19 protein-coding genes are annotated in these 23,211 nt (G+C 57.3%); 4 read left to right on the top strand and 15 right to left on the bottom strand.

Annotation, left to right across the window (positions count from 1 at the left end; genetic code table 11):
* Window positions 1-200 precede the first annotated feature (200 nt).
* The 3 genes from fliI (at window position 201) to ACN0VM_RS14165 (ending at window position 3,470) form a co-directional block, all read left to right on the top strand.
* A complete protein-coding gene (gene fliI / locus ACN0VM_RS14175; RefSeq protein ID WP_417451549.1) occupies window positions 201-1,550 on the top strand; it encodes a flagellar protein export ATPase FliI in 1,350 nt (449 codons plus the stop codon).
* Complete coding sequence (locus ACN0VM_RS14170; protein WP_417451548.1) at window positions 1,547-1,996, top strand: flagellar export protein FliJ; 450 nt, start codon at window positions 1,547-1,549, stop codon at window positions 1,994-1,996. Before fliI ends, ACN0VM_RS14170 begins: the two co-directional genes overlap by 4 nt.
* Before the next feature lie 100 nt (window positions 1,997-2,096).
* On the top strand, window positions 2,097-3,470 hold the full coding sequence (locus tag ACN0VM_RS14165) for an aminotransferase (protein WP_417451547.1): 1,374 nt from the start codon (window positions 2,097-2,099) through the stop codon (window positions 3,468-3,470).
* Here the strand turns inward: ACN0VM_RS14165 and ACN0VM_RS14160 are convergent.
* The 15 genes from ACN0VM_RS14160 to ACN0VM_RS14090 form a co-directional block, all read right to left on the bottom strand.
* Window positions 3,467-4,399: a DMT family transporter gene (locus ACN0VM_RS14160; RefSeq protein ID WP_417451546.1), complete on the bottom strand. Its 933-nt coding sequence runs from the start codon at window positions 4,397-4,399 to the stop codon at window positions 3,467-3,469. The genes ACN0VM_RS14165 and ACN0VM_RS14160 overlap by 4 nt on opposite strands.
* 84 nt (window positions 4,400-4,483) lie before the next feature.
* Window positions 4,484-6,769: a hypothetical protein gene (locus tag ACN0VM_RS14155; protein WP_417451545.1), complete on the bottom strand. Its 2,286-nt coding sequence runs from the start codon at window positions 6,767-6,769 to the stop codon at window positions 4,484-4,486.
* A gap of 39 nt (window positions 6,770-6,808) precedes the next feature.
* Window positions 6,809-7,597: a MinD/ParA family protein gene (locus ACN0VM_RS14150; RefSeq protein ID WP_417451544.1), complete on the bottom strand. Its 789-nt coding sequence runs from the start codon at window positions 7,595-7,597 to the stop codon at window positions 6,809-6,811.
* Entirely contained in the window at window positions 7,594-8,613 is a 1,020-nt protein-coding gene (locus ACN0VM_RS14145; RefSeq protein ID WP_417451543.1) for an AAA family ATPase, read from the bottom strand. Before ACN0VM_RS14145 ends, ACN0VM_RS14150 begins: the two co-directional genes overlap by 4 nt.
* A gap of 71 nt (window positions 8,614-8,684) precedes the next feature.
* Window positions 8,685-10,829, bottom strand: a complete 2,145-nt coding sequence (gene flhA / locus ACN0VM_RS14140; RefSeq protein ID WP_417451542.1) for a flagellar biosynthesis protein FlhA — start codon at window positions 10,827-10,829, stop codon at window positions 8,685-8,687.
* A 40-nt stretch (window positions 10,830-10,869) separates the two neighbouring features.
* Complete coding sequence (locus tag ACN0VM_RS14135; RefSeq protein WP_417451541.1) at window positions 10,870-12,258, bottom strand: sigma-54-dependent transcriptional regulator; 1,389 nt, start codon at window positions 12,256-12,258, stop codon at window positions 10,870-10,872.
* 54 nt (window positions 12,259-12,312) lie between these two features.
* The gene (locus tag ACN0VM_RS14130; RefSeq protein WP_417451540.1) at window positions 12,313-13,077 is read right to left on the bottom strand and encodes a motility protein A; all 765 of its coding nucleotides are present in this window, start codon (window positions 13,075-13,077) and stop codon (window positions 12,313-12,315) included.
* A gap of 30 nt (window positions 13,078-13,107) precedes the next feature.
* The gene (fliN, locus tag ACN0VM_RS14125) at window positions 13,108-13,470 is read right to left on the bottom strand and encodes a flagellar motor switch protein FliN (RefSeq protein ID WP_417451539.1); all 363 of its coding nucleotides are present in this window, start codon (window positions 13,468-13,470) and stop codon (window positions 13,108-13,110) included.
* 13 nt (window positions 13,471-13,483) lie between these two features.
* Entirely contained in the window at window positions 13,484-14,164 is a 681-nt protein-coding gene (locus tag ACN0VM_RS14120; protein ID WP_417451538.1) for a hypothetical protein, read from the bottom strand.
* A gap of 16 nt (window positions 14,165-14,180) precedes the next feature.
* Window positions 14,181-15,170: a flagellar motor switch protein FliG gene (fliG, locus tag ACN0VM_RS14115; RefSeq protein WP_417451537.1), complete on the bottom strand. Its 990-nt coding sequence runs from the start codon at window positions 15,168-15,170 to the stop codon at window positions 14,181-14,183.
* Between the two features lie 72 nt (window positions 15,171-15,242).
* Window positions 15,243-16,970 (bottom strand): flagellar basal-body MS-ring/collar protein FliF, encoded by a 1,728-nt coding sequence (gene fliF, locus ACN0VM_RS14110; RefSeq protein WP_417451536.1) that lies wholly within the window; start codon window positions 16,968-16,970, stop codon window positions 15,243-15,245.
* Between the two features lie 202 nt (window positions 16,971-17,172).
* A complete protein-coding gene (locus tag ACN0VM_RS14105) occupies window positions 17,173-17,454 on the bottom strand; it encodes a DUF1153 domain-containing protein (RefSeq protein ID WP_417451535.1) in 282 nt (93 codons plus the stop codon).
* A 178-nt stretch (window positions 17,455-17,632) separates the two neighbouring features.
* Window positions 17,633-19,048 (bottom strand): flagellar hook protein FlgE, encoded by a 1,416-nt coding sequence (locus ACN0VM_RS14100; RefSeq protein WP_417451534.1) that lies wholly within the window; start codon window positions 19,046-19,048, stop codon window positions 17,633-17,635.
* A gap of 121 nt (window positions 19,049-19,169) precedes the next feature.
* Window positions 19,170-19,850 carry a flagellar hook assembly protein FlgD gene (locus ACN0VM_RS14095; protein WP_417451532.1) on the bottom strand — a complete coding sequence of 227 codons (681 nt, stop codon included), beginning with the start codon at window positions 19,848-19,850 and terminating at the stop codon, window positions 19,170-19,172.
* Between the two features lie 27 nt (window positions 19,851-19,877).
* The gene (locus ACN0VM_RS14090; protein WP_417451531.1) at window positions 19,878-21,686 is read right to left on the bottom strand and encodes a flagellar hook-length control protein FliK; all 1,809 of its coding nucleotides are present in this window, start codon (window positions 21,684-21,686) and stop codon (window positions 19,878-19,880) included.
* A 279-nt stretch (window positions 21,687-21,965) separates the two neighbouring features.
* Here ACN0VM_RS14090 and mnmA point away from each other — a divergent pair, with 279 nt between their 5' ends.
* The gene (mnmA, locus tag ACN0VM_RS14085) at window positions 21,966-23,138 is read left to right on the top strand and encodes a tRNA 2-thiouridine(34) synthase MnmA (RefSeq protein ID WP_417451530.1); all 1,173 of its coding nucleotides are present in this window, start codon (window positions 21,966-21,968) and stop codon (window positions 23,136-23,138) included.
* The last annotated feature ends 73 nt before the right edge of the window (window positions 23,139-23,211 follow it).

The raw sequence follows: 23,211 nt of genomic DNA, 5'->3' as shown, positions 1-23,211 counted from the left end.
GGTTAATGTTAACGAAGGTTAACACAATATCCAAGAAAAATCATAGGGTAGGGAAAGGCGTTTGACTAAAAAGGCTGAGGCTTTTACCAATCTTTAAACCGAGATGTGCATAGTGAGCGCACGAGAGATAAGCCATTGCCCATGTGTCAGGCGCGGCGATCACGCCGGCCTTGGGGGTCTGGCCCAGATAAGAGAAAAGCGTGTTAAGTTTAATCCAGGAAGTAGATCGTATTCAGACGGAGAAACGGTTCGGCCGGGTCACGGGCGTGCGCGGGTTGCTTGTGGAACTGGCGGGAATCGGCCAACATATCTCCATCGGCTCCCGTCTGGAGATCGAAACCCGCAGCTTCAAAAAGATCCCGGTAGAGGTGGTTGGCTTTCGCCATGAAACCGCGCTTGCCATGCCGTTTGATGCGCTGGAGGGCGTGGGGGTTGGTTGCAAGGTGACGCTGACACAAAGCGAACCTGAGGTGTTCCCGAGCTCGGCGTGGCTGGGCCGTGTGGTCAATGCGCTGGGTGAGCCGATCGATGGCAAGGGACCAATCAGAAACGGCACAAGGCCCCAGCTATTGCGCTCAGGCCCGCCGCCAGCCCACAGCCGACAGCGAGTCGGCGGCAAGCTGGACCTTGGCGTGCGGGCGCTCAACACCTTTGTCAGTTGCTGCCGTGGCCAACGCATGGGTATTTTCGCGGGCTCGGGCGTTGGTAAATCGGTCCTGTTGTCAATGGTGGCGCGGCATTCTGACTCTGACGTCAGCGTCATCGGCCTCATTGGTGAGCGGGGCCGCGAGGTGCAGGAATTTATCGAGGATGATCTGGGCGAGGACGGCCTTGCGCGATCGGTTGTCGTGGTCGCAACATCTGATGAAAGCGCACTGATGCGCCGCCAGGCCGCGCATCTGACGCTGACACTGGCTGAATTTTTCCGTGACCGTGGCAAGGATGTCATGTGCCTGATGGACAGCGTGACCCGGTTTGCTATGGCACAGCGCGAGATAGGGCTTGCGGGTGGCGAACCGCCGACCAGCAAGGGCTATACGCCTACCGTCTTTACTGAGCTGCCGCGCCTTCTTGAGCGCGCAGGCCCCGGCCCCAGAGGGCAGGGCAATATCACCGGGCTGTTCACTGTGCTGGTGGAAGGCGATGACCATAACGAACCGGTTGCGGATGCCGTGCGCGGTATTCTGGACGGTCATATCGTAATGGAACGAGCGATCGCGGAGCGCGGGCGCTACCCGGCGATCAACATTCTCAAATCCATCTCGCGGACCATGCCGCGTTGTAACTCGGACGATGAGAACCTGCTGGTGCGTGAAGCCAAGCGTTATATGTCGACCTATTCCGATATGGAGGAAATGATCCGCCTTGGTGCTTACCGGCAGGGCAGTAACCCGGACGTTGACGCTGCTATCGGCTATAACGAGCCGATCGAAGAATTCCTCAGCCAGTGGAAGGATGACAAAACGCCGCTTGGCGAGGGGTACCAGCGCCTGAGGCAGATACTGGAGACTGGCCCAGCCTATCAGGCCCTGAACGGCGGTAACGGATGAGCCGGCTGGACGGCATTATCCGCCTGCGCAAGTGGGAACTGGATGAGCAGCGTCGTGTACTCGCGGTCATGCAGGCGGAACGCGACGCCATCAACGCCACGATCGAACGGCTGGAAGACGAGAAGGCCGAGCAGTCGCGTAACTCGGGCGGGCTAGAGGTTTCACCGCTGACGCTTGGCTCCTACCTTGAAGGTGTGCGCAAGAAGCAGGACATGCTGCGTGCCGACCTTGCCCGTAAGGACGAGGAGGTCGACAAACACCGTGATGTGGTGGCAGAAAGCTTCCGCGAGCTGAAAACATACGAGATCGCGCGGGCGCAGGAAAGCAAGCGCATCAAAGCCGCAGAGGACAAGGAAGAACAGGACGCGTTCGATGAACTGGGCATCCAGAACCACGCGCGTGAGGAAGCTTTGACCGACAGCAGTTACCTTAAGATGCGCCGCTGATCAGGCTTCGCGCCACGCCACAGCAAATAAGCACTTGATTGTGTTACCCCTAGCCCGTCATGTTACGGTTATGAGGGGCCGGTCAAGGGAAGGGCATACCATGGCGCAAACCACCAATGAAGACATCCTGACACAGATTCAGGACGCAGACCGCGCGCACCACCTGCATCCGTTCACCGACCCCGGCGCGCTCAGGTCAGCGCCGCCCTTTGTCATTGAGAGTGCCGAGGGCTGTTATGTTACCGGGCAGAACATCCGCCTGCTGGATGCGATGGCGGGCCTTGGCTGTGTGAACGTGGGGTATGGCCGCAAGGAAATCGCAGCGGTGGCCGCCGATGCCATGGAGCGACTGGCCTATTATCATTCGTTTGCGGCGGTCTCCAACCCCTATGCCGGGCCGCTGGCGGCCAAGATCGCTGAATATGCGCCTGCACATATGAACAAGGTGTTTTTCGCCAACTCGGGCTCTGAGGCGAATGAGACGCTGATCAAACTGGTGCGGCTTTATTGGCGCCTGAAGGGGCAGGAGAGCAAACGCATTATCATCAGCCGCGACTATGCCTACCACGGCAGCACGATCGCAACGACGCTGCTGAACGGCAACAAGGCCATGCTGGATGATTTTGGCCTCAAGGCTGGCAAGGATGTCATACACGCCATGGCGCCCTTCTGGTACCGGCTGGGGGGTGATATGAGCCGGGAGGAATTCGGCCTGCACGCCGCGCGTCACGTGGAAGCCAAAATCCTCGAAGCAGGGCCTGAGAATGTTGCGGCTTTCTGGGGTGAACCCATCCAGGGTACCCTGGGCGCCGTTGTGCCGCCGGAGACATACTGGCCGGAAGTGGAGCGTATCTGCCGCAAATATGATGTGCTGTTGGTGGCGGATGAGGTTGTTACCGGCTTTGGCCGCACCGGCAACTGGTTTGCGCAGGAAACTTTTGGCTTCAAAGCGGACATGATGGCGCTGGCCAAAGGCCTGTCATCGGCCTACCTGCCAATCTCTGCCGCAGTAATCAGCGATGAGATCGTGAGTGTGATTGAGGGGCGGGAAGCAGTGTTGCAGCATGGCTTTACCACCAGCGGCCACCCGGTCACGGCTGCGGTTGCGCTCAAGAATATCGAAATACTGGAAAGCGAGAACCTTGTTGGCCAGATAGCGGCTGACACCGGGCCTTATTTTGCCCGCGCCCTGAAGTCGCTGGAGGATCACCCGCTGGTGGGGGAGGCGCGGGTCAGTGGACTGATGGCTGGCATTGAGCTGGCGAAGGACAAGACCACGCGCGAACAGTTCCCGCTTGATGTGGCCATATGTGAGCATATTGGCCAGGCGGCGCTGATGCGCGGCCTGATTATCCGCCCTGTGGGCAATGTGCTGGTCCTGTGCCCACCTTTCATTATCAACCACGGCGAGATTGATTTTATCGCCAAAACCCTGCGCGAAGCGCTGGACGATATATACGCCCAGCTTGCTTAGGTCGGATCGGTGATCTTTCGTGGCTCTGTTGCGGCAGGGGCGGCGGGGGCGGTCAGTTTCGCTTTCCGGCGGATCATGGCCACATTACCAACGATCACCAGCGCAAGACCTGCCATGGCTTCAGGCGTCCAGATGAAACCTTCGAACAATGTGGAGATAACGAGCGCCACCACTGGCACCATCACCGCCATATAGGCTGCGCGGCCAACGCCTATCTTGCCGATCAGCCAAACATACATGGTAAACGCAATGACTGTACCGACGATGGAGAGGTACAAGAGCGACAGCACATAGGGGGCACGCGGATCAAAGGCGATGGCTTCGCCCGATGCCAGCGCAAACACAAGGTTTGTCAGCGCGCCATAGCCGAGGCTCCAGGCGTTAAACGACAGCACGGGCGCTGAGCGGGTGGAGGCAGCGCCGGCCGATACATTGCCAAGCGAGGCGATAACGGTTGCAATCAAACACAGCGCAACGCCAAGGGTGGTGTCGTCCTCAAGCGAAAGAGTGGAAATTTCCGGCATGAAAATTAACACAAGGCCAAGCATGCCGATAAGTGCCGCCCCAATTGTGCTGGGTGAGACCGGGTTGCCCAGAAAGATACGCGCATTGAGGATGTTGAGAAACGACAGCATCGAAAACGTCACGGCCACCAGCCCGGAGGTCAGATATCCTGCCCCCCAATAGGTGAATACATAGCCGGTTGAGAACAGGGTCATGCCAGTGATAGCCATCCAGATATGGTTTCTGAGCCGGATGCGAAGCCGCTCGCGCTTCAACAGGCAGATGGCGAACAGCACAAGGGATGCAATACCGAAACGGTAGACAAGCGACCATTCCTTCGGCACAACGCCTAGCTGAAGCTCGATGGCGTACCATGTGGAGCCCCATATGAGCACACAGCCGAAAAACGCCAGAAAAACGCCCATGATGATGACCTCGCTTGTCCTGTTTATGCCTATCGGAGTATCAGGCTACAAGGTGTGGTCAAGCGAATTGTCATTGTGGGGCTGTTAAGGATTGCTGCCCGCCATGATGGCCGCGACATCCAGCGGGAAGGCCGTTTGCTCCTGAATGACAAGCTGGCCGGTGAAGGCGCTGGCGGCCAGGGCATCTTCAAACAGGCGAATGGCATCATGGCGTAGCGCGGAGGGCAGGGCCGCTGCTGTCCTGAGCGTCAGGTCAAACCTCTGCCCGCAGATGATACCGTCCAGTTGTACCGGTCCAAGAATTGAAAACTGAACTTCCAGTATGAACCGTTTTATATCGTCATCGTCCCCGTCTTGCTGGCTGTCATGTCCACCATGCTCACGATCCGGATTGACATGAGCCCCTTGCCCAAACAGCATGGCGATAAGCGGCATATCGCCGGTACGGGCATCGAGCGGAAGCAAGACCTGACGCCATTCTCCCACGCCGTCTGTCGCGCGAGTCATCAGTTGCGCCACGTCCTGCTTCAGCATGTCAAGCAGGGTACGGTTATGGCGTTCCAGCGCTTTAGTGGCCTCGTCGCCAATCCAGCCCTCCGGATTGCCGCGCCCGGCAGCAGCGAGGAAAAACAGCAGGCTATTGGCCAGCTTGCCGCCACCATCTGCGGATCGGGAGGCAAGGCTGCTCATGGCTGCGGGGTCTTGTGCGGCGAGCAAGGTCATACTTTCATGCAGGGCAGGCCATGCCTGATGGCTGAGTGCTGTCATCGCAGCAGCTTCCGGCACCACGGCCGCTGTCGGAACGACGGGCGTGCCAGAGTAGGCCATGCTGGCGGGCAGGGGGGCGTTTTCCGCCACGGGCGCAGGCCTAAGTTCAAGCAGGGCACCGATGGTGGGGCGCATCGCATTCGGCAAAGTGACGGTGACCAGCCCGGCGGTCGTTTCTATGCGCAGGTCCGCGCGCGGACCGTCAGCGCCAAGAAAGGCTCGCGCAATATGCACGGCCTTGACGGTCGCCTGTTGTTTGGCCGGATCGGCTTGGGCCGGGTCAGCCACAACATTCATTATGATATTGTGGGGCGCCTGTTGGTTCGCGGGGATAAGACGGGCTTTGAATCCAGTTGCGGCAGGGGCTGCCTGTGCTGCCTGTGCTGTCTGTATTGCCCCATCCGGTGCGCTAACACGAACCAGCTCCCCTGAGAGATTGCTCGCATCAGCAAGCGGCATGACAAGGGTACCCATGCTTGTTGCCACTTTGGCAAGCGGCGCACCCGCACCGCCCAGTTGGGCAACCGATATGGGCAGGGTTTTGGCAAGCTCCGGCGCAAGGACTTGCACGGTTTGTATAGTGGCGACTTCAGCCGGGCTGACCTGACTGAGCGCGGGGTCCATCAATTGCAAGGCTCGGGCTTGGCCGTCCAGTGTAAAGGCAGGCAGGACGGGCCCGAGACCGGGACTTGTGGTTGTCGCCGTGCCGATGGCCGCCTCATTTGAGGGCATCACCGCTGTCAGGGGTGATTTGGGGATAAAATGTGCCTTGTCCGCTTGATTTGTACCGGGCATCAAGGAGGCCTGTGGCATGCTGGACTGATATCTTGCGGTGTGGGGCGCCCGGCCTTGCTGGGCTGCAATCAGCATCGCAAGGTCTGAACTGTTTGACCTAGTTCCCACCTTGTCAGGGTTATCGGCAACCTGCGCCGGCGGTGTGGCCGACAAGGGTGATGGTGGTGGGGCAAAAGGGGTGGTCTGCTGGGTAAAGGGGACATTGCTGGTGGCTGTTGGCAAAGAGGATGCCCGCGCTCCCAACAGTTTAGCCAGTGCTTCCGGGTCATCAGGCAGGCTGGAAGCGCGTGATTGGCCGCTGTAGGCTGCGCCGGGATTGGTCGTTTGTGCCTGTGCCTGTGCTGTAACCCCTTCCGGCGCGTGAATGGCAATGACCACAAGAGCGAGCCGTATTGGCGGGTCTATGAGCCGACCGTTTTTCATAAAAAGGTCAGCAGATACTTTTTTACCTGCTTCAACGATTTCAAGCTCGACGTCGTCGCCCGGCCTCAGGCCTGCATCGGGGCGCAGGGCATAGGTGGCGGTTTCCGTGACAATGATGGGGCGTCCTTCAAGATCAACCTTGTTCACCTGCTGCTTGAGACGCTCGCCAATTTCAAGATGGGCCACGCTAGCGGAAATCGAGACCGCCGGGTCTCGGCCGTGCAGGGCGTCCGACCGGTCGTTTTTTGCGCTGCCGTCGCCGTGACGTTCCCGGGCTTGCGTCTCGCTTCGGGCGGGGTCTTTGGAGACGCCGCCAGCACGGTCTGTGACACGGTTCGCCGGGTCAACAGCTTTTGGTAATGGTGTGCCGGTTATGTCGCTCATCGCGCTCCCCATAAAACCCGAGGCCGCGATGCGGGGGATTTACCGCCCGACGATCGCCGCCGTCAGCGCCTTGATGTCTTTCGCGGCTTCCGATTGCGGGTGCCGTGCAAGCAGCGGAACCTGTGACCGGATAGCGTCAACAACCTTGGCGTCATTTTTGATGATACCGACAAGTGGCGGCGAAATCTTCAAAAATCCTTCGCAGGCGCGCTTGATGGCCTCGTATGCCTTGTCGCCTTCCTTCTTGGTCGCAACATTATTGACGACGATAGACAAGTCTGCGCCGGGGTTGCGCATGGCGGTGATTTTGATAAAGGCATAGGCGTCGGTAAGCGAGGTGGGGTCGGCGGTCATGACCACCAGCACCTTGCCTTTGTGTTTGGAAAGTGTCGTCACGGACGGGTCCACCCCTGCCGCGAGGTCAAGCAGTACATGGTCATAGCGGCTTGCCAGCGCCGTCAACCCGGTACGAATTTTAACCAATGTCTCCTTGGTCAGGCTCCCGAGCGCCCCAGAGCCGGATTTACCGGGCAATACATCAAAGCCGCTGTCCTTTTGTTCCTCATACCGGCAGATAATATCACGCAGCGGCGCGTCGCCCGAGATGAAATGACCAAGGTCGCGTTGAGGCATCAGGCCAAGCTGGATATCCACATTGGCGAGACCAAGATCACCGTCAAATAGCAGCACGTCGCGGCCAGCCTGAGCCAGTGCATGTGACAAGGTGACGGAAAGCCATGTTTTGCCCACGCCACCCTTGCCGCTTGCCACCGTGATCAGGCGGCGCTCCAGCGTATCCTTGTCTCGTGTCATCGGCGCGTCGGTCATGCGTTTTTATCCATTTTATCGTCTTGCCTGCGACGGCCGGGCAAGGCTGTCAGCAGGCGGGAAATTGTCATCGGCGAAGCGGTCTCAAGGCCTTCCGCCACATAGGGGCTTCGGCTGATGGCGGCAAGCGCCAGATAACCGGGGCGCGCAGCCATAATCATGCTGGCGTAGCGCCGGGCTGCGTCAAGGCGGGTAGCAATGAACCGCTGGCAGCCCATCTTGGCGAATATGCCTGCGATCTCCTGTGCATCCAGCGCATCAAGACCGGCGGGCATTACCAGCACCGGTTCGGCGTCCACTGTCTGGATGAACTTCAGCAGTTCCTTGAGTTCGTCCATGTTAAAAGGATTGGTGCCGGGGGTGTCGATGATCGTCAATCCGCTGTGGTTCGTCTTCGACCGGATGACCGCTTCCAGTTCCTTGGGCGTATCGGCGGTTGAGACTGTCTGTTTCATAAGCTGTGCAAAATGGTCAAGCTGGTGAATGCCCGACGCTTTAACTGTGTCGGTTGAGATCAGATGCACGGCGCGTTCATGCAGCACGGCGTCAGCCGTCAGCTTGGCGGCGCATATGGTTTTCCCGGCACCGGGCGGCCCCACCAGCATCACCGGGCGGGTGGTGGCGTCGGTGATGGGGCTGAAGCGGATGGTAGCCTCAAGGGCGGTACAGAAGGCCTCGGGCAGGCTGCCGCCTTCAATAGCCCGCACGGCTTCTGCAAAATGAGATGCTGTTTCGAACGGCAGCCCGTGATGGTTGAGCACGGCGCTGACATCGCCGTTGTCAAATTCCCGTGCCTTGGGGAACGGGTGCGCGGCGTCGAGCGCCAGCGGGGTTTCCGCTGGCTGCGGTGCCTTTTTGGGCGGGGGCGGCGTGGCACCGGCCTCAAGCGCCGCAGTGACGCGCACGCCGGCCTTGCCCTCTTCTACCTGAATGATGATGGCGTCAGGGCCCAGTTCACTGCGCACCTGGTCCATCACCGCGGCCATGTTTTTCGCGTGGAAGGTTTTAAGGCGCATAAGCCGTTTCTGTCCTCGGTTTCATTTGGCAGCCCGAGGGCCGCACTTGTTCTTATTCTTGAATCTGGGTCTTATATCTGGCCCAGCGTGCGAATTTTCGCCTGCGGGTGAATTTCATTCTGGCTCATGACCACAGTCGCGGGGCGGAAACGTTCAATGATCGAGCGTACATATGGCCGCACTATGGGGCTGGTAAGCAATACCGGCTGTTCGCCGCGCTCCGCCTGCTGGTCGTATATAATGCGGACCGAATTGATAAACTCCTGCAGCCGCGATGGCGCCATGGCAAGCTGTTTCTCTTCGCCTTGCCCGACAAGGCTTTCGGCGAACGCCTGCTCCCACTCGGGCGAGAGCGTGATAAGCGGCACCAGCCCCTGCTGGTTGGAGTAGGCCGAGCATAGCTGGCGACCGAGACGGGTGCGCACATGCTCGGTAATAGAGACGATGTTCTGCGTGAAGCCGGTGGCTTCGGCGATGCCCTCCAGAATTGTGGGAAGGTCACGGATCGACACACGCTCACTCAACAGCGCTTGCAGCACACGCTGGATGCTGGATGTGGTGATCTGGCTTGGCACGATATCGGCTACCAGTTTCTGGTGGTCGCTTGGCAGATCGTCGAGAAGTTTCTGCGTCTCGGCGTAAGAGAGCAGTTCAGACATGTTGTCCTTGATCACCTCTGTGAGGTGGGTGGTGATGACCGTGGCAGCGTCCACAACGGTATAGCCGCGGAAGCTGGCTTCCTCGCGCGCGCCGGAATCCACCCAAGTGGCAGGCAGGCCAAACGCGGGTTCGGTGGTGGCTTCACCAGGTATCTGCACGGGCTGGCCTTCTGGGTCCATGACCAGCAGCATGCCGGGGCGGATGTCGCCGCGGCCAACCTCGGTTTCCTTCACACGCAACACATAAGTATTGGCCGGTAGTTGCATGTTATCCAGAATACGCACGGACGGCATGACAAAACCCATCTCGGAGGCCAGTTGCCGTCGCAGTGCCTTGATCTGATCGGTAAGGCGGAAACCGCTGTCATCATTGATGAGGGTCAGCAAACCGTAACCGAGCTCAAGCCTGAGCTGGTCGATTGCAAGCGCGGAGCTGATAGGCTCTTCGGCGGGCACCGCAGTGTGCTCTGCCTGCTTGGAGGCCTGAACTTCGGCTGCAGCGGCCTTGTCGCGCTTGTTGGCAATAGCATAAGCCATGTAGCCAAGGGTGCCGCCAAAAAGTGCAAACGGTAACAGGGGAATACCGGGCATCATGCCCATGCCAAAGAGTAGTGCCGACGTTACGCCCAGCGCACGCGGGTAGCTGCTGAGTTGGCCAAACAGGGCCTTGTCGGTCTGTCCGGTTACACCCGCCTTGGTGACCAGCATACCGGCAGCGGTCGAGACGATCAGCGCGGGAATCTGCGAGACCAGGCCATCGCCCACTGTCAGGATGGTGTACTGGTTCATGGCGTCGGAAAGCGAAATGTCATTGATCGCGACACCGATAACGATGCCACCGACGATGTTGATCAGGGTGATGAGGATACCGGCAATGGCATCCCCGCGAACAAACTTGGCCGCACCGTCCATCGAGCCGAAGAAGGTGCTTTCGTCCTCAAGCTCCTTACGGCGGATCTTGGCTTCGTTTTCGTCAATCAGGCCAGCGGACATGTCGGCGTCAATCGCCATCTGTTTACCGGGCATGGCGTCCAGACTGAAGCGGGCCGCGACTTCTGCGATACGGCCTGAGCCCTTGGTGATGACCATGAAATTCACAATTACAAGAATGGCAAAAACGATAATGCCGATAACAACCTGCCCCCCCATCAGAAAGGAACCAAAGGCCTCGATCACCTTGCCTGCGGCATCCGTGCCGGTATGCCCTTCTGAGAGGATAAGCCGGGTGGACGCCATATTGAGAGATAATCGCAGCATGGTGGCAATCAGCAGGACGGTTGGGAAACTGCTGAACTGAAGGGGTTTGCTAATGAAGATGCAGGTCATCAATACCATGACCGAAAAGGTAATGGACGCCGCAAGCATCACATCGAGCAGCCAACTGGGCATCGGCATGATCAACATCATGATGATGGTCACCATGCCCAGCGCAAAGGCGACGTCTGAACTCCGGACACCACCCAGCAGCGCGTTTAGCGCGGCACCGCCAAAGGGCCCGCCGCCACCGCCGTCTCCGCCGCCGCCTTGGGGGGCACCGCCTGACGCTGTGTCGCTCATGCTATATGCTCGTGGAGTGTCATTTTTAGCCTAAACCACCTTAAACCGGAGCGCCGGGTTGCGGAACTGAAACACCTTCAGTCTGATACTGGTTCAGTTTGTTTCTGAGGGTTCGGATTGAAATGCCAAGGATATTGGCTGCATGCGTCCTGTTGCCAAGACAATGCTTGAGTGTATCGATGATCAACTCACGTTCTACTTCGGCAACTGTTTTGCCAACGAGGGTGGCCGCGCTGTCATCTGCCATGTCCCCAGTGAAATCCGTGGCAGGTGCCCCGCCGTTACTCTCGGTAGGGGCCATAACCGGCGCCGCGCCAAAGCTGATATTACCGCTCGCATCCGGCAAGAGGATCGCCGAGGTTGAGATGTCGTCGCCCGTCGCAAGCAAAACGGCGCGGTGTATGGTGTTCTCAAGCTCCCGCACGTTGCCTTGCCAGTTGTGAGACTGCAGCATCCTGATGGCGTCGTCCGATATCGTGCGTTCCTGCACCTGATTAACTTCGGCATATTTTTTGGCGAAATAGTTCGCCAGTGCCTGAATGTCGGCTGGCCGTTCCCGAAGTGACGGAACACGGAGGTTCACAACATTGAGGCGGAAGAACAGATCCTCGCGGAAATTGCCGGCCTTGACCTCTTCCTGCAGGTTGCGGTTGGAGGTTGCGATAATACGGATATTAACGTTAACGGGTTTGGCACCGCCCACGCGGTCGATCTGGCGCTCCTGAATGGCACGCAACAGCTTGGCTTGCAGACGCACGTCCATCTCGGAAATCTCATCGAGCAGCAGAGTGCCGCCGTCCGCTTCCTCAAACTTGCCGATCCGACGCGCGACAGCACCGGTAAAGGCGCCTTTTTCGTGGCCGAACAGCTCGGATTCCAGCAGATTTTCTGGTATGGCAGCACAGTTTACCGCGACAAAGGGCTTGTTCGCGCGGCGGCTTTTCTGGTGCACAAAGCGCGCCATGACTTCCTTGCCTGTCCCGCTTTCCCCGGTGATCATGATGCTGGCTTCACTGGGCGCTACCTGTTCGGCGAGTGCGGCAACATTTTTCATGATTGGGTCGCGATATATGAAAGACTGGCTCTCTTCCGTGACGGCTTCAAGCACAGCGGCAATCAACTCTGCATCGGGGGGCAGGGGGATATATTCCTTGGCACCACCACGAATGGCCGCTGCTGCGATCTTGGGGTCCGTGCCGATGCCGCAGGCCACCACCGGGATTGAGAAGTGTTCTGCTCTCAATTTTGGTATCAGCGAGGGGATGTCCAGCGAAATTTCGACCATCAACAGGTCTGCCCCACGTGTCCTCAAGGTGCCCAACGCTGTGTCTATGTCGGGGGCGTGTGTTACTTTCGCCCCGCGTTCGATCGCGATCTGGCTGGCGGCGCCAAGTTGCCCGTTCAAGGTGCCCACAATGAGTAGTCGCATTTGTCGTCTCCGTACCATGTCGCCGCTGCCTGTGCGGCCCATGCGATTTGTCGCCTATTTGAAAAAAGTAACCCGTTTTGCAGGCGGCAAAATTGTATTCAGGAGCATTTCAAGCCTGCGCGGATTTTCCTTCCGGCGGATTGAGTTTGCCCCCATTGAATAGAGGTTGTTCACAAGTTGCTCTTCGTCGGTGCAATGCTCCGTTTTCGCCGCAAGCGGTATGAAAACCAGGTGCGCGAGCACGGCACCGTAGAATGTCGTCAAAAGGGCCACCGCCATCGCCGGGCCGATTTCGGCCGGGTTGTCGAGGTTGCCCAGCATGCGCACAAGGCCGATAAGTGTACCGATCAGGCCCATGGCCGGAGCGACATCACCTGCGCGCCGCAGAAAATCAACCGCGCGCATATGGCGTGAGGAAGCCGTACTGGCTTCGCGCCGCAGGATTTGTTCAATCTCGTCTGGCTCAGCACCGTCCACCACAAGCTGGATCGCCTGCGCGAGGAAGGGTGTATCCTTCAAACGGGGCAATAATTTCTCCAGCATCAACACGTCGTTATGTTTACGGCTTTCAACTGCAATCTTCAGAACCTTGATCGCTTCTTCGCTGGGATCACGCTGCCCATGGCGCAAAAGTTGCCAGATATTGACGGGCAGGGTGATCATTTCCTGAATCCGAAAACTGATTGCAGTGACAGCAAAGGTTCCAAGCACAACAATCAGTACGCCTTGCAAATTGACGAATGCCAGCGGTGACCCACCAAGCCAGATGGCGCCTCCAACCAGCAAAAATGCTGCCAGCATGCCGAATAATGTACTCATCGTGAGCTTGCCCCCCTCATGTTGCCGAACCTAGGCAACGCCGCCGTCAAGTTTGATGATTTCGGTCATGGTGACACCCAGGTGATCTTCCACCAACACCACTTCTCCACGCGCAACCAAGCGATTATTTACATATATATCAATTGCTTCACCAACCTTGCGGTCGAGTTCTATAACAGCGCCGGGCGCGAGCTTCAGCAACTGGCTGACCTCTAGGGTCGATTTTCCAAGCACCGCCTGAACCCTAACCGGTACGTCAAATACTGGCTCAAGTTCCTGCGAAGACCTTACCTGACCGTCCTCTTTCGGCGCCAGGTCCGGCGACTTGGCATTGCCGTCAGACAGGTTCTGCAGGCCGACGTCACCCCCGTTGTTTTCCTGGTCGTTTGCCATTGACTATTCCTCTTTATCCCTGAGCATTTTCATCGTGTGCAGCCGCGCCGTTGGTGGAAGTGTCCTTTGCTTGCGGCGCAGGCACATCCTCAGGCATGACAAAACGCTGTACGGCGCTTTCGATCTGGCTGATTGTTATGTCGTGTTTACGTTCGGTTCCGCCATCAGGCCATTCCACACGGCAGTCCTGTGGGCCAAAGGATGGTTCGCCTATCATCACGATATCGCCCGGAAAGCTTGTGGCGGCCTTCAGGTCTTCAAGTCGTTCATTGACCGCATCCACCAGTGGTTCCGCTACCCGCACGACGAGGCGAGGTTCCTTGACCATAGTGGCCATGCAGTCTTCGATCAGTGCTTCTATTTCCGCCATGGGGTGGGCACGGAGCAACGCGGGCGAGAGCTTTGACGCAATCGAATATGCGAGTTGCACCATGTCCTGCTTCAGGCTGGTTTCCAGTTGAGCGCGCTGGGAGAACAAGCCATGCGCCGCCTGTTCAATTTGTGCCAGCAGGTCCTTGGTGGCGTTTTCTATCTCACTCAGGGCCTGTTTACGCCCCTCTTCAAGGCCTTGGTTGAAAGCGTCGGTCTTTAAACGCTCCGCATCGGCGCGTACACGGTCAAGTTCTTCGTCATAGCGGCTTTTGGCGCCGCCATCGAAGGCCTGGTCAAAACGGTATTTTACGGGCTCAGCCATTTACGGTATCATGCCTTTAATAGATAAGTTCATCTTCGCCCTTATTGTCGGAGAGCAGGATTTCACCAGCTTCTGCAAGGTCTTTGGCTTTGTTGACCATGTCCATTTGTGCTTCGTCCACGTCGCGCAGTCGCACGGGGCCCATGGCCTCCATGTCTTCGCGCAGGATTTTGGCCGCACGTTCGGACATGTTGGAGAAAAAGAGGTCACGTAAGGTATCAGAGGCACCTTTCATGGCCAAAGCAAGTTTGTCTTTGTCCACATTACGCAGCAAGGTTTGTACACCGGACGGGTCGAGGTTGGCGAGATCCTCGAAGGTAAACATCAGTGCACGGATGCGTTCTGCACTGTCACGGTTGCGGTCCTCAAGGGCCGCGAGGAACCGGCTTTCCGCTGACCGGTCGAGATAATTGAAAATCTCGGCGATGGTCTCATGGCTGTCCCGGCGGCTGGTGCGCGCCAGGTTGTTCATGAATTCAACGCGCAAAGTCTGTTCCACCTTGTCGAGGATGTCTTTCTGCACCGCTTCCATCCGAAGCATGCGCATGATGACCTCCATGGAAAAATCTTCCGGCAGCACGGCAAGAACACGGGCGGCGTGCTCAGCCTTGATCTTTTGCAGAACCACGGCCACCGTTTGGGGGTATTCATTTTTCAGGTAACTTGCCAGCACCACTTCGTTCACATTGCCGAGCTTGTCCCACATGGTGCGCCCAGCCGGACCACGAATTTCATCCATGATCTGTTGCACGCGGTCGCCCGGCAGCATTTTCTTTAGAAGGCGCTCTGTACTTTCGAAGGACCCATTGAGATTGCCAACCGTGGAAACCTTGGAGGCAAATTCGACAAATAACTCCTCCACATCCACAGCGTCGATGGCGCCAAGCGTAGACATGTGCTGGGACAGTTCCTTAACTTCGTCCTGAGACAGGTTCTCCCAGATCGCGCGGCCGTGTTCCTCGCCGATAGCCAGCATGAAGGCTGCGGCCTTCTGCGATCCTTGCATTTTGGTTAAATCTGCCACAGTCCTACCTATGCTCTTGTCGTTATACACAATGCGGCTGGTGTCATAGCCACCTTAGTCGGCATAAAGCCATGTCCGAACGATCGCGACGGATTCATCCGGGTTTGACCGAATGATGTCGGCAACTTTCTTGATGGCGCTTTCCTGAATACGGCCTTCAACCTGTGCCACATCTATTTTTGCGTCGGTTCGCATGTTTTCCTTAGTGAGTGCACCACTTTCGCGCGCCAGCCGAATAGCAAGTGCAGCGTCTTCATTCCCTGCGGCGGCCAACGCCATCAGTTCTGGCGTAATGCCGCTATCATTGCCGCCTCCACCGGCGGGTGGTCCTGAAATTGCGGGCGTATCTGCGGTGCGGTCTTCTATCTGCCCTGGTGGCGGTGGTGGCGCGGCCTCCGGTATCGCTTCAATCAAGCGCATCACAAGCGGACGCACGACCAGCAGGATAATCAGGATAACCGATACGAAGACACCGCCTTCGGTCAGTATCTCAAGCAGGTCCTGTTTGTTCAGACCAAAGAGATTAAAGGCGGCTTCAGAGGCGGAGAAAGGCTCCGGGTCGATAAAGCGCATGGATGCAACGGTGACCTCGTCATCACGAGTCTCGTCATAGGGGATCGCAGTCAGAACGAGGTTTTTAAGCAGGTCTATCTCTTCGGCGCTGCGTTCCTGATAGTCGGTCGTGTTGCCTTCGCTATCAAGGGTTCGCTCGCCGTCGACAAGTACCGCGACCCGTATCTGGGTCAGTTTTCCCGGCTCCTGTATGGTCACTGTCTCGGTCTTCGAATTCTCGAAGTTAGTGGTTTCCTGGGTCTTTTTGGCGAGGCTGGAGGGTGTGTTGCCCACACCCTGCGCATCGGGCAGGTTATTGGCCATGGTGACCTGACCGCCAACCTGGTCGCTGTCCTGGCTTTCTTCCTCAACCACGTTTTGGCTTAGGATGACCTGAGCGTCCGGATCATAACTGACCTGGCTTGTTGTTGTCCGGCTGGTGTCCATGGTGACGGAAACTTCTGCCCGGACCCGGCCTTCTCCAACCCGGCGAGCCAGCAGTTGTTCGATCTTGTCACGGTAAAGGCGTTCTTTCGCCAGTCGGGCCTCTTCTATATTGGAAAATCCGCCAAACTGGTTCCGTTCTGCTGCGCCGTCCACCAGCAGGCGACCGCTGGTATCCGAAATTGTGACACGTTCCGGCGACAGGCCGGGAACCGCTGTTGCCACCAGCGCCTGAATGGCCTGAGCTTCCCGGCTGCCGAGTGTGGCGCCATTGGTGCGAATCATGATGGATGCGGTCGGTTCCGACGCTTCCCGCTGAAACGGGCGGCGTTCCGGCATCACAATATGGACACGGGCTTCAGAAACACTGCCGAGATATTTTATGGTCCGGGCGATCTCGCCCTCGACCGCGCGAACATAGTTCACGTTCAGTTCGAAACTGGTGCGGCCAAAGCCACTATCCTGATCGAAGATTTCCTTGCCGACGACACTACCGGTCAAGCCTTCACCCGCGAGGGTCAGCCGAAGGCGATCAACCTGATCGCGGGGAACACGCAGAATGCGGCCGCCAGCCTCGGTCTCGTAGGGAATTTGCTCGCTCTCGAGGCGCTGCACAATGGTTGCTGCGTTCGCGGGATCAAGGTCCGTGTATAACACTGTCATGGGCGCTGTTTGCCAACGGCCGATGATCATCGTGAAAAACATCACAACGGCAAAACCGACAACCGTGAGAAGAATCAATCGACCTGTGCCGAGATTCCTTAAAAACTGAAGAAGACCGTCCAACTCGCACCTCGGAAATTGTGCACCTGTAATAACCCCCGCCTGTGACAGCGGTAATTCCGCTCAACTTACGCTGTCACAGTAAACAGATAGTTAAATCTAGGCAAAAATTGCCTATAAATGTAAAGGAAAATATTCTGAAATATGGAGATCATGCGCGGAATGCGCAGAGTTCTGCGCATTCGGGCATCATTAAGATATTATGTCAGGGTGATGTTGGACCGCGATATTTTTGAATTCTGGTCGTGCGGAGCCCCGCCAGACCATTTCGGTTGATTGCCTGTTGCCAGGAAAGAAACTCTTCTACCGACAGTGAGTAACGCTGGCATGCCTCTTCGAGGCTTAAAAGCCCCCCCTGAACGGCGGCAACCACTTCAGCTTTGCGGCGGATCACCCAACGTTGTGTATTTGCACTGGGCAAATCCGAGAGCGTTAAGGGTTTTCCCGTCGGTCCGATGACCAGTTTTTTATTTGTTTCACGCGCCATGAACTACACACCACCTTTGTTGGCAGTGCTCACTATAGGCACGCGGCGTTTAAAAAATGCCTAATGGCTAGGGTTAACAGCGGGTTAACTTTTTTACCCCCAGAAACAGAACCGGGTGACCCAAATGGGCCACCCGGTCTGCGCAAAAGAGATATCAGCCAGCTATGGCGAACTGATACTAGAGCCTGGTCAGCTCTTCCAGGATCTGGTCTGACGTGGTGATGATCCGCGTGGAGGCGGAGAAAGCACGTTGAACCTTGATCAGTTCGGCAAATTCGCTCGCAAGATCGACGGTCGACTGCTCAAGCGAGTTGGGTGCCACTTTACCTGCGCCACTTTCTCCAGGGTGTTGGAGGTTGACTTCGCCTGACAAATCGGACGAACCAAAAGCATTGCCTTGGCGACGGCTCAGGCCATCTGCGTTCTGAAATACTGCCACCGGCAACTTGTAAACGCTGAGGGTAAGACCGTTATCAAAGAGCGCTGTAACAATACCGTCTTCACCAATCGACACGCCGTTGATGTTGCCGAATGCGGCACCGTCGACACTGAATGACAGCCGGGCAGATTCGGTTGATGACTGCACGAAGCCGTTTTTGAATCCGTCATCACCAAAGTCAAAGGAGATTGAGCCCTCTTCCACTTCCGTGCCGCCAGTGTTGTCATAGTGAATAGCAATGGATCCACCCGGGAAGGTGATGGGCGAGCCTGAATAATCCGACATGGTTGACGTCGCTGCGTCGTCTACAGTCTCCAGATCGATCGAACCGTCAGGGTTGAATGACATTTCACCGGATGCGATCAGCCCGTTCGGGTGATCGGTGGCATCCACCACCGACGGGTCATCCATATGGATTTCATAGTTCCAGGTATTTGTACCGGTTTTCACAGCCGATACGTTTACAAGGTGCGAACGCCCCTGACTGTCGAAGATGGTCACGTTGGTTTGAAAGTCGGCTTCCACAACGCCCGCTGCCATTGCGCCCAGCCCGGTCGGGTTAGAGCCGGCGTTATATGTGGTAGAGGGATCATAAATGGTGCTTGGCGTGACTTCGGTGTTGGTCGCAAGGTTGACCCGCAGTGAAACTTCGCTTGTTGCTGCACCAAAACCGTTCAGGTTGTTGATGTTGATCGGCTGCAATTCACCAAGGTCACTTTGGTTACTTGCGCTGACGGTACCGTTGGCATCAGTTGGCCAACCCATCAGGTAAAGACCTGCGGTGTTCTTGTAAAATCCTTCGTTATCCTGGCTGAAGGCTCCAGCGCGGGTATAAAGAAATTCGCCGTTTGTATCCTCGGCACTGGTGCCTTGGCGTACAACAAAGAAGCCGGCACCATCAATCGACAGGTCGGTCGCGGAGCCAGACGGCTGCAGCAGGCCCTGCTTCGATACAAGTGTATCGGAGAAGGCGCGTACGCCGCCGGGTGAATAGGACGACAGGGCCGCGGTCTCGGTCACGAGCGTTGAAAAACGTGACCGTGTTTCCTTGTACCCAATCGTGTTTACGTTTGTGATGTTATCAGCGATGACACCAACGCCTTCGGTGAAGGCTTGGAGGCCTGATACGCCTGCTGCCAGAGCAGTGAATGCCATGTTACTTCTCCTAAACTCTCTTTTGCGTTTTCACTGGCTTTGGGCTTTCTGCTCTAGCCCTTTAACCACAAGGGTTTGGGGCGGGGACGGGCGCTTCGGCCCGACTTAACTCCTGCAGCATCTAATTGTTATAGAGCTGCACGATATTGGTTTGATAAACATAGTTGCCGCCCACATTGAACAGGGCTTCCGTGTCTGTCATGTCTACCGACTGGATCTTGCCACGTACTGCTGTACCAACTTCGAGCGTGCCACCATCCTCATCAAGTGCGGTAATTTTAAGCGCATAGGTATCGGGTTCGGCAAACGTGCCGTCGCCCAGATCACCATCCCAGACAAAGTCGTGCGTACCGGCGAGGGCTTTGCCATCGGCCTCATAAACATAATGTCCCTGACTGTTGGCGATCTCTATTTTTACGGAGGCCGCTTCTACCGGCAAATTGTAACGCCAGTGGATTTCATTGCCGCCATCAGTGCTTTCGGCATCAAACTCACCATATATGCCGGGCACGAGCGCATCTTTGCCGAGATAACTAGCCATGGAAGCCTGATGGTTCATCATGGTAAGGCTTGCCAAAGTCTCAAGGTTTTTGTTGGTCTTGATCTGTTGTTCGACGCCCGAGAATTGCACAAGCTGTTCGGTGAACTGGCTACTGTCCATCGGGTCCATCGGATCCTGATTCATCAGCTGGGTGGTCAGCAGCACAAGGAAGTCGTCAAAGTTATTGGCGAGCCCGGTGGCCGAGTTGTCTGCAGCGGACTGATACTGGCTTGTGCCGGTGCCTGTTACACTGTCTACCATCTACCTGTTACCTTCCTGTCTTACCACTTATACCCGGATATCGAGGCCGGTTTCGGCATCGACATAAGGGAGGATTTCATCCAGCGGTACGTCGCCCATACCCGCGTCATCGTCGCCATGTGCGGCAGCGTGGCCACCGGCTGAGCGTGCGGCAAGTTCATCCCGCATTTTTTCCTGTTGCACAGCTTCGGCGAATGCCTTGCCCGCACTTTCTTCACCACTGCCCTGGTCAAGGCTGAATTCAATTGTTGCACCCTGTGTTTTGCCACCGCTCGCGTCGATGGCGCGTTCAAGCCCTCGGGCGTCGCGCTGCAGCAGCTCCAGGGTTTCCGGGCGCTCTGCAATGACCTGCGCATGAACACGGCCGCCATCCATGAAACGCAGTTTTACCTGCACGCGGCCAAGCTCCGCCGGGTCAAGCCGCATGGTAAACTCCTGTTCACCTGCTTTGACCGCCTTGGAGACACTCATGTTAAGCTGTTTTGCCACATGGCCCTGCAGGCCGCGTGACGCGTTACCGCCAAGCAGGCTCATGCTGGCCATGAAACCACCGTCGCCCCGCATGCCGGAAAGGCCGGTTGAGACAATGTCGGCGGCGGAACCATCCGGCAGGCCAGTGAGGCGCTCGGGTGTCATCGTCAGCAAAGGATCCCGTGCAGCATTCATTTGCGGCATGGTCTCGGGCCGGGCAGCTACCGGGTCTAAGGGCCGGGCTGTCAGGGTGTCAGGGCGGCTCGGGGCAGCTTTGCCGTCCTCACCCGTGGCAGACAGAACCTTGTCAGCTATGGTGGTAGCGGTTTTTTTCTGGGCTTGGCCAGCGTTGCTTTGCACAGCGTTATTCTGTTGCGGATTGGCGGCAACCACATAGCCGTCCGCCATGTCTTGTGCCGTCTGGTCTGCTGCTTTCTGCTGCGCGTCATTGCTTGCCGTTGTGGCTTGTTTCCCTGCGTTTGCGAGCTGTGCTGCGGTGGCAACATTTGCCATATCAGCAGCGTCGTTTGCAGCAGCGTCCGAGGCAGCGGCGTCATTCGCGCTGGCGGCAGGTGCGGCATTTACCGCTTCTGCGGTCGGCGTAACCAGACCGGCGGACAGTGTGTCGCTTGTGGCTTGTTCAGCCCCAGCCTGCGCGCTTGCCGGGGGCGGAGGTGCTGTCACGACGGGGTTTGCGACTTCATGGGCAGTAGTCTGCGCAGCAACTGTCTGTGGCGCACCAACGACACCCTGCGCCGGCTCCGGTGTATTTATAAGGGCCGCAAGTTCCTCCACAGGGAGAATATGGGCCTCGCCATTAGGGGCTGTCAGGGTTAGCGCGGGAAGCGTGCCTGTGGTTGTCATGCCTTGCAGCGTGTTCAACAGGTCCGTTTTGACACCTTCTGGCAGGGAAGCAATGTCGGCCAATGGCAACTGCGCCGTCTCAGGCGAGCCTGTGGCGTTTGCCGTTGCGGCTATATTAACCTGTATAAGGGACGCTGGCAGAAGCTTGGCAAAATCAGCCTCGGCTGCGCTTGCGTCCGTTGCAGCGGCATCCACGCTGTTTGTCGTCAACGCGCCGAGATCGCCTTGAAAGGATGCAGGTTGTTGTTCAGCCGGGATCGTGACACCAAGGGCGGCCAGAAACTCTGCCTGCGCGGGGGAGAGCTGTTCAAGCGCCCGTATACCGTCAACAGCCACTCCGCCTTTGGCATTGTCTGCCTGAAAGCCCTGCATCAGGCCGCCAAATAGTGCGGCAAAACCACTTTCATGCCCCTCCGTAGTGGGCTGAGAGCCGAAAAGGGCAGCCGCAGCTTGACTTGAAGTGGCGCCATGCGCCTGCATCATTTGACTAATCGGGTCCATTCGATCTTACCAGTCTTGTTGTCCTGTCCGTTGCTTCTGTCGCGGGACGGGATTTGTTCACCCACCAATAAGCAAAGGCCGGGCCAGTTTTGAACAAAGCTGTAAAATCTAGGAAAATAGCGGATCTGGCTAATGGGTGTGGAATTGTGGCATTATGCGGGGCTGATATTGCCGGGCAAAAAACGCTGGTGCGGAAAATAAGGCGGAAACGCTTGCACCGTTGCCTCCCAAGGCTTATATGCACGGCAGATTTTGAAATCTGGACGAAAGTAGTAGGAAATGTCTGATACACGCGACACCACAGCATATATGGGTGGGATCAACAGCCTTGGCTTTGATCGTGCGCCGGCTGATACGCGCGTGGTTGTTGCTATGTCAGGTGGCGTGGACAGCTCTGTCACGGCAGCCCTTCTCAAGGAAGAAGGGTATGACGTGGTGGGCATTACCTTGCAGCTTTATGACCACGGTGTTGCCGTTCAGAAAAAAGGCAGTTGCTGCGCCGGTCAGGACATTCACGACGCGCGCCGCGTGGCCGGGGCGCTTGGTATTCCGCATTATGTTCTGGATTATGAAAGTCGCTTCAAGAATCAGGTGATGGAAGAGTTTGCCGACAGCTATATTAAAGGCGAAACACCGATCCCCTGTGTTCGCTGCAACCAGACAGTGAAGTTCAAGGATCTGCTGCATACTGCCCGCGACTTGGGCGCGGATTGCATGGCGACCGGGCACTATGTACAGCGTGTTGTCGCCGATGACGGCAAAGCGCGCCTTGTGCGCGGCAATGACAGCGGCAAGGACCAGAGCTATTTCCTGTTTGCCACCACGCAGGAGCAGATGAATTTCCTTCGTTTTCCGCTCGGGGCTATGGACAAGACAGCTACCCGCGAATGCGCAGAGCGTTTTGGCCTGTCGGTGGCTGACAAACCCGATAGTCAGGACATTTGTTTTGTCCCGGAGGGTCGCTATGTCGATGTGATCGAGCGTCTGCGTCCCGGCGCGCTTGAACCTGGTGATATCGTGGACGTGGACGGCAATGTGCTTGGCACCCACGATGGCATCGTGAAATACACGATCGGCCAGCGTCGCGGCCTGGGTGTGGGCGGCACCACGGAACCGCTTTATGTCGTGAAGCTGAATCCTGCGGAAAAGCAGGTAATTGTTGGGCCGAAGGAAGCCTTGCTTATTCGTGCCATCGGCGTGAAGGATGTGAACTGGATTGGTGAAACGGTGCCCGAGGACGGCCTTGAAGTGATCGCGAAGATTCGGTCTACCCGTCCCGGTGTGCCAGCGACCCTGTTTCTGGACGGTGCGCGTGCGCATCTGGTGCTCAACACGCCTGAGGCCGGTGTGGCACCGGGGCAGGCGGCAGTCTTTTATGACGGTGATCGTGTGCTGGGCGGTGGCTGGATCGATCAGGCTGAAAGTGTCGACCCCCGTCTCTCGGCGGCGTGAGCCGGCGCCTTATCGGCTTACCAGAGCCGTGCAATGCCAGAGCATGTAAAAGCGGGCGCCCCAACTTTGCATT

Origin of the sequence: Kordiimonas sp. (assembly GCF_048260245.1) — a bacterium.
Classification (GTDB): Bacteria; Pseudomonadota; Alphaproteobacteria; order Sphingomonadales; family Kordiimonadaceae; genus Kordiimonas.
The sequence above is the reverse complement of the archived record's forward strand: the minus strand, read 5'-3'. Positions and strand labels throughout refer to the sequence as shown.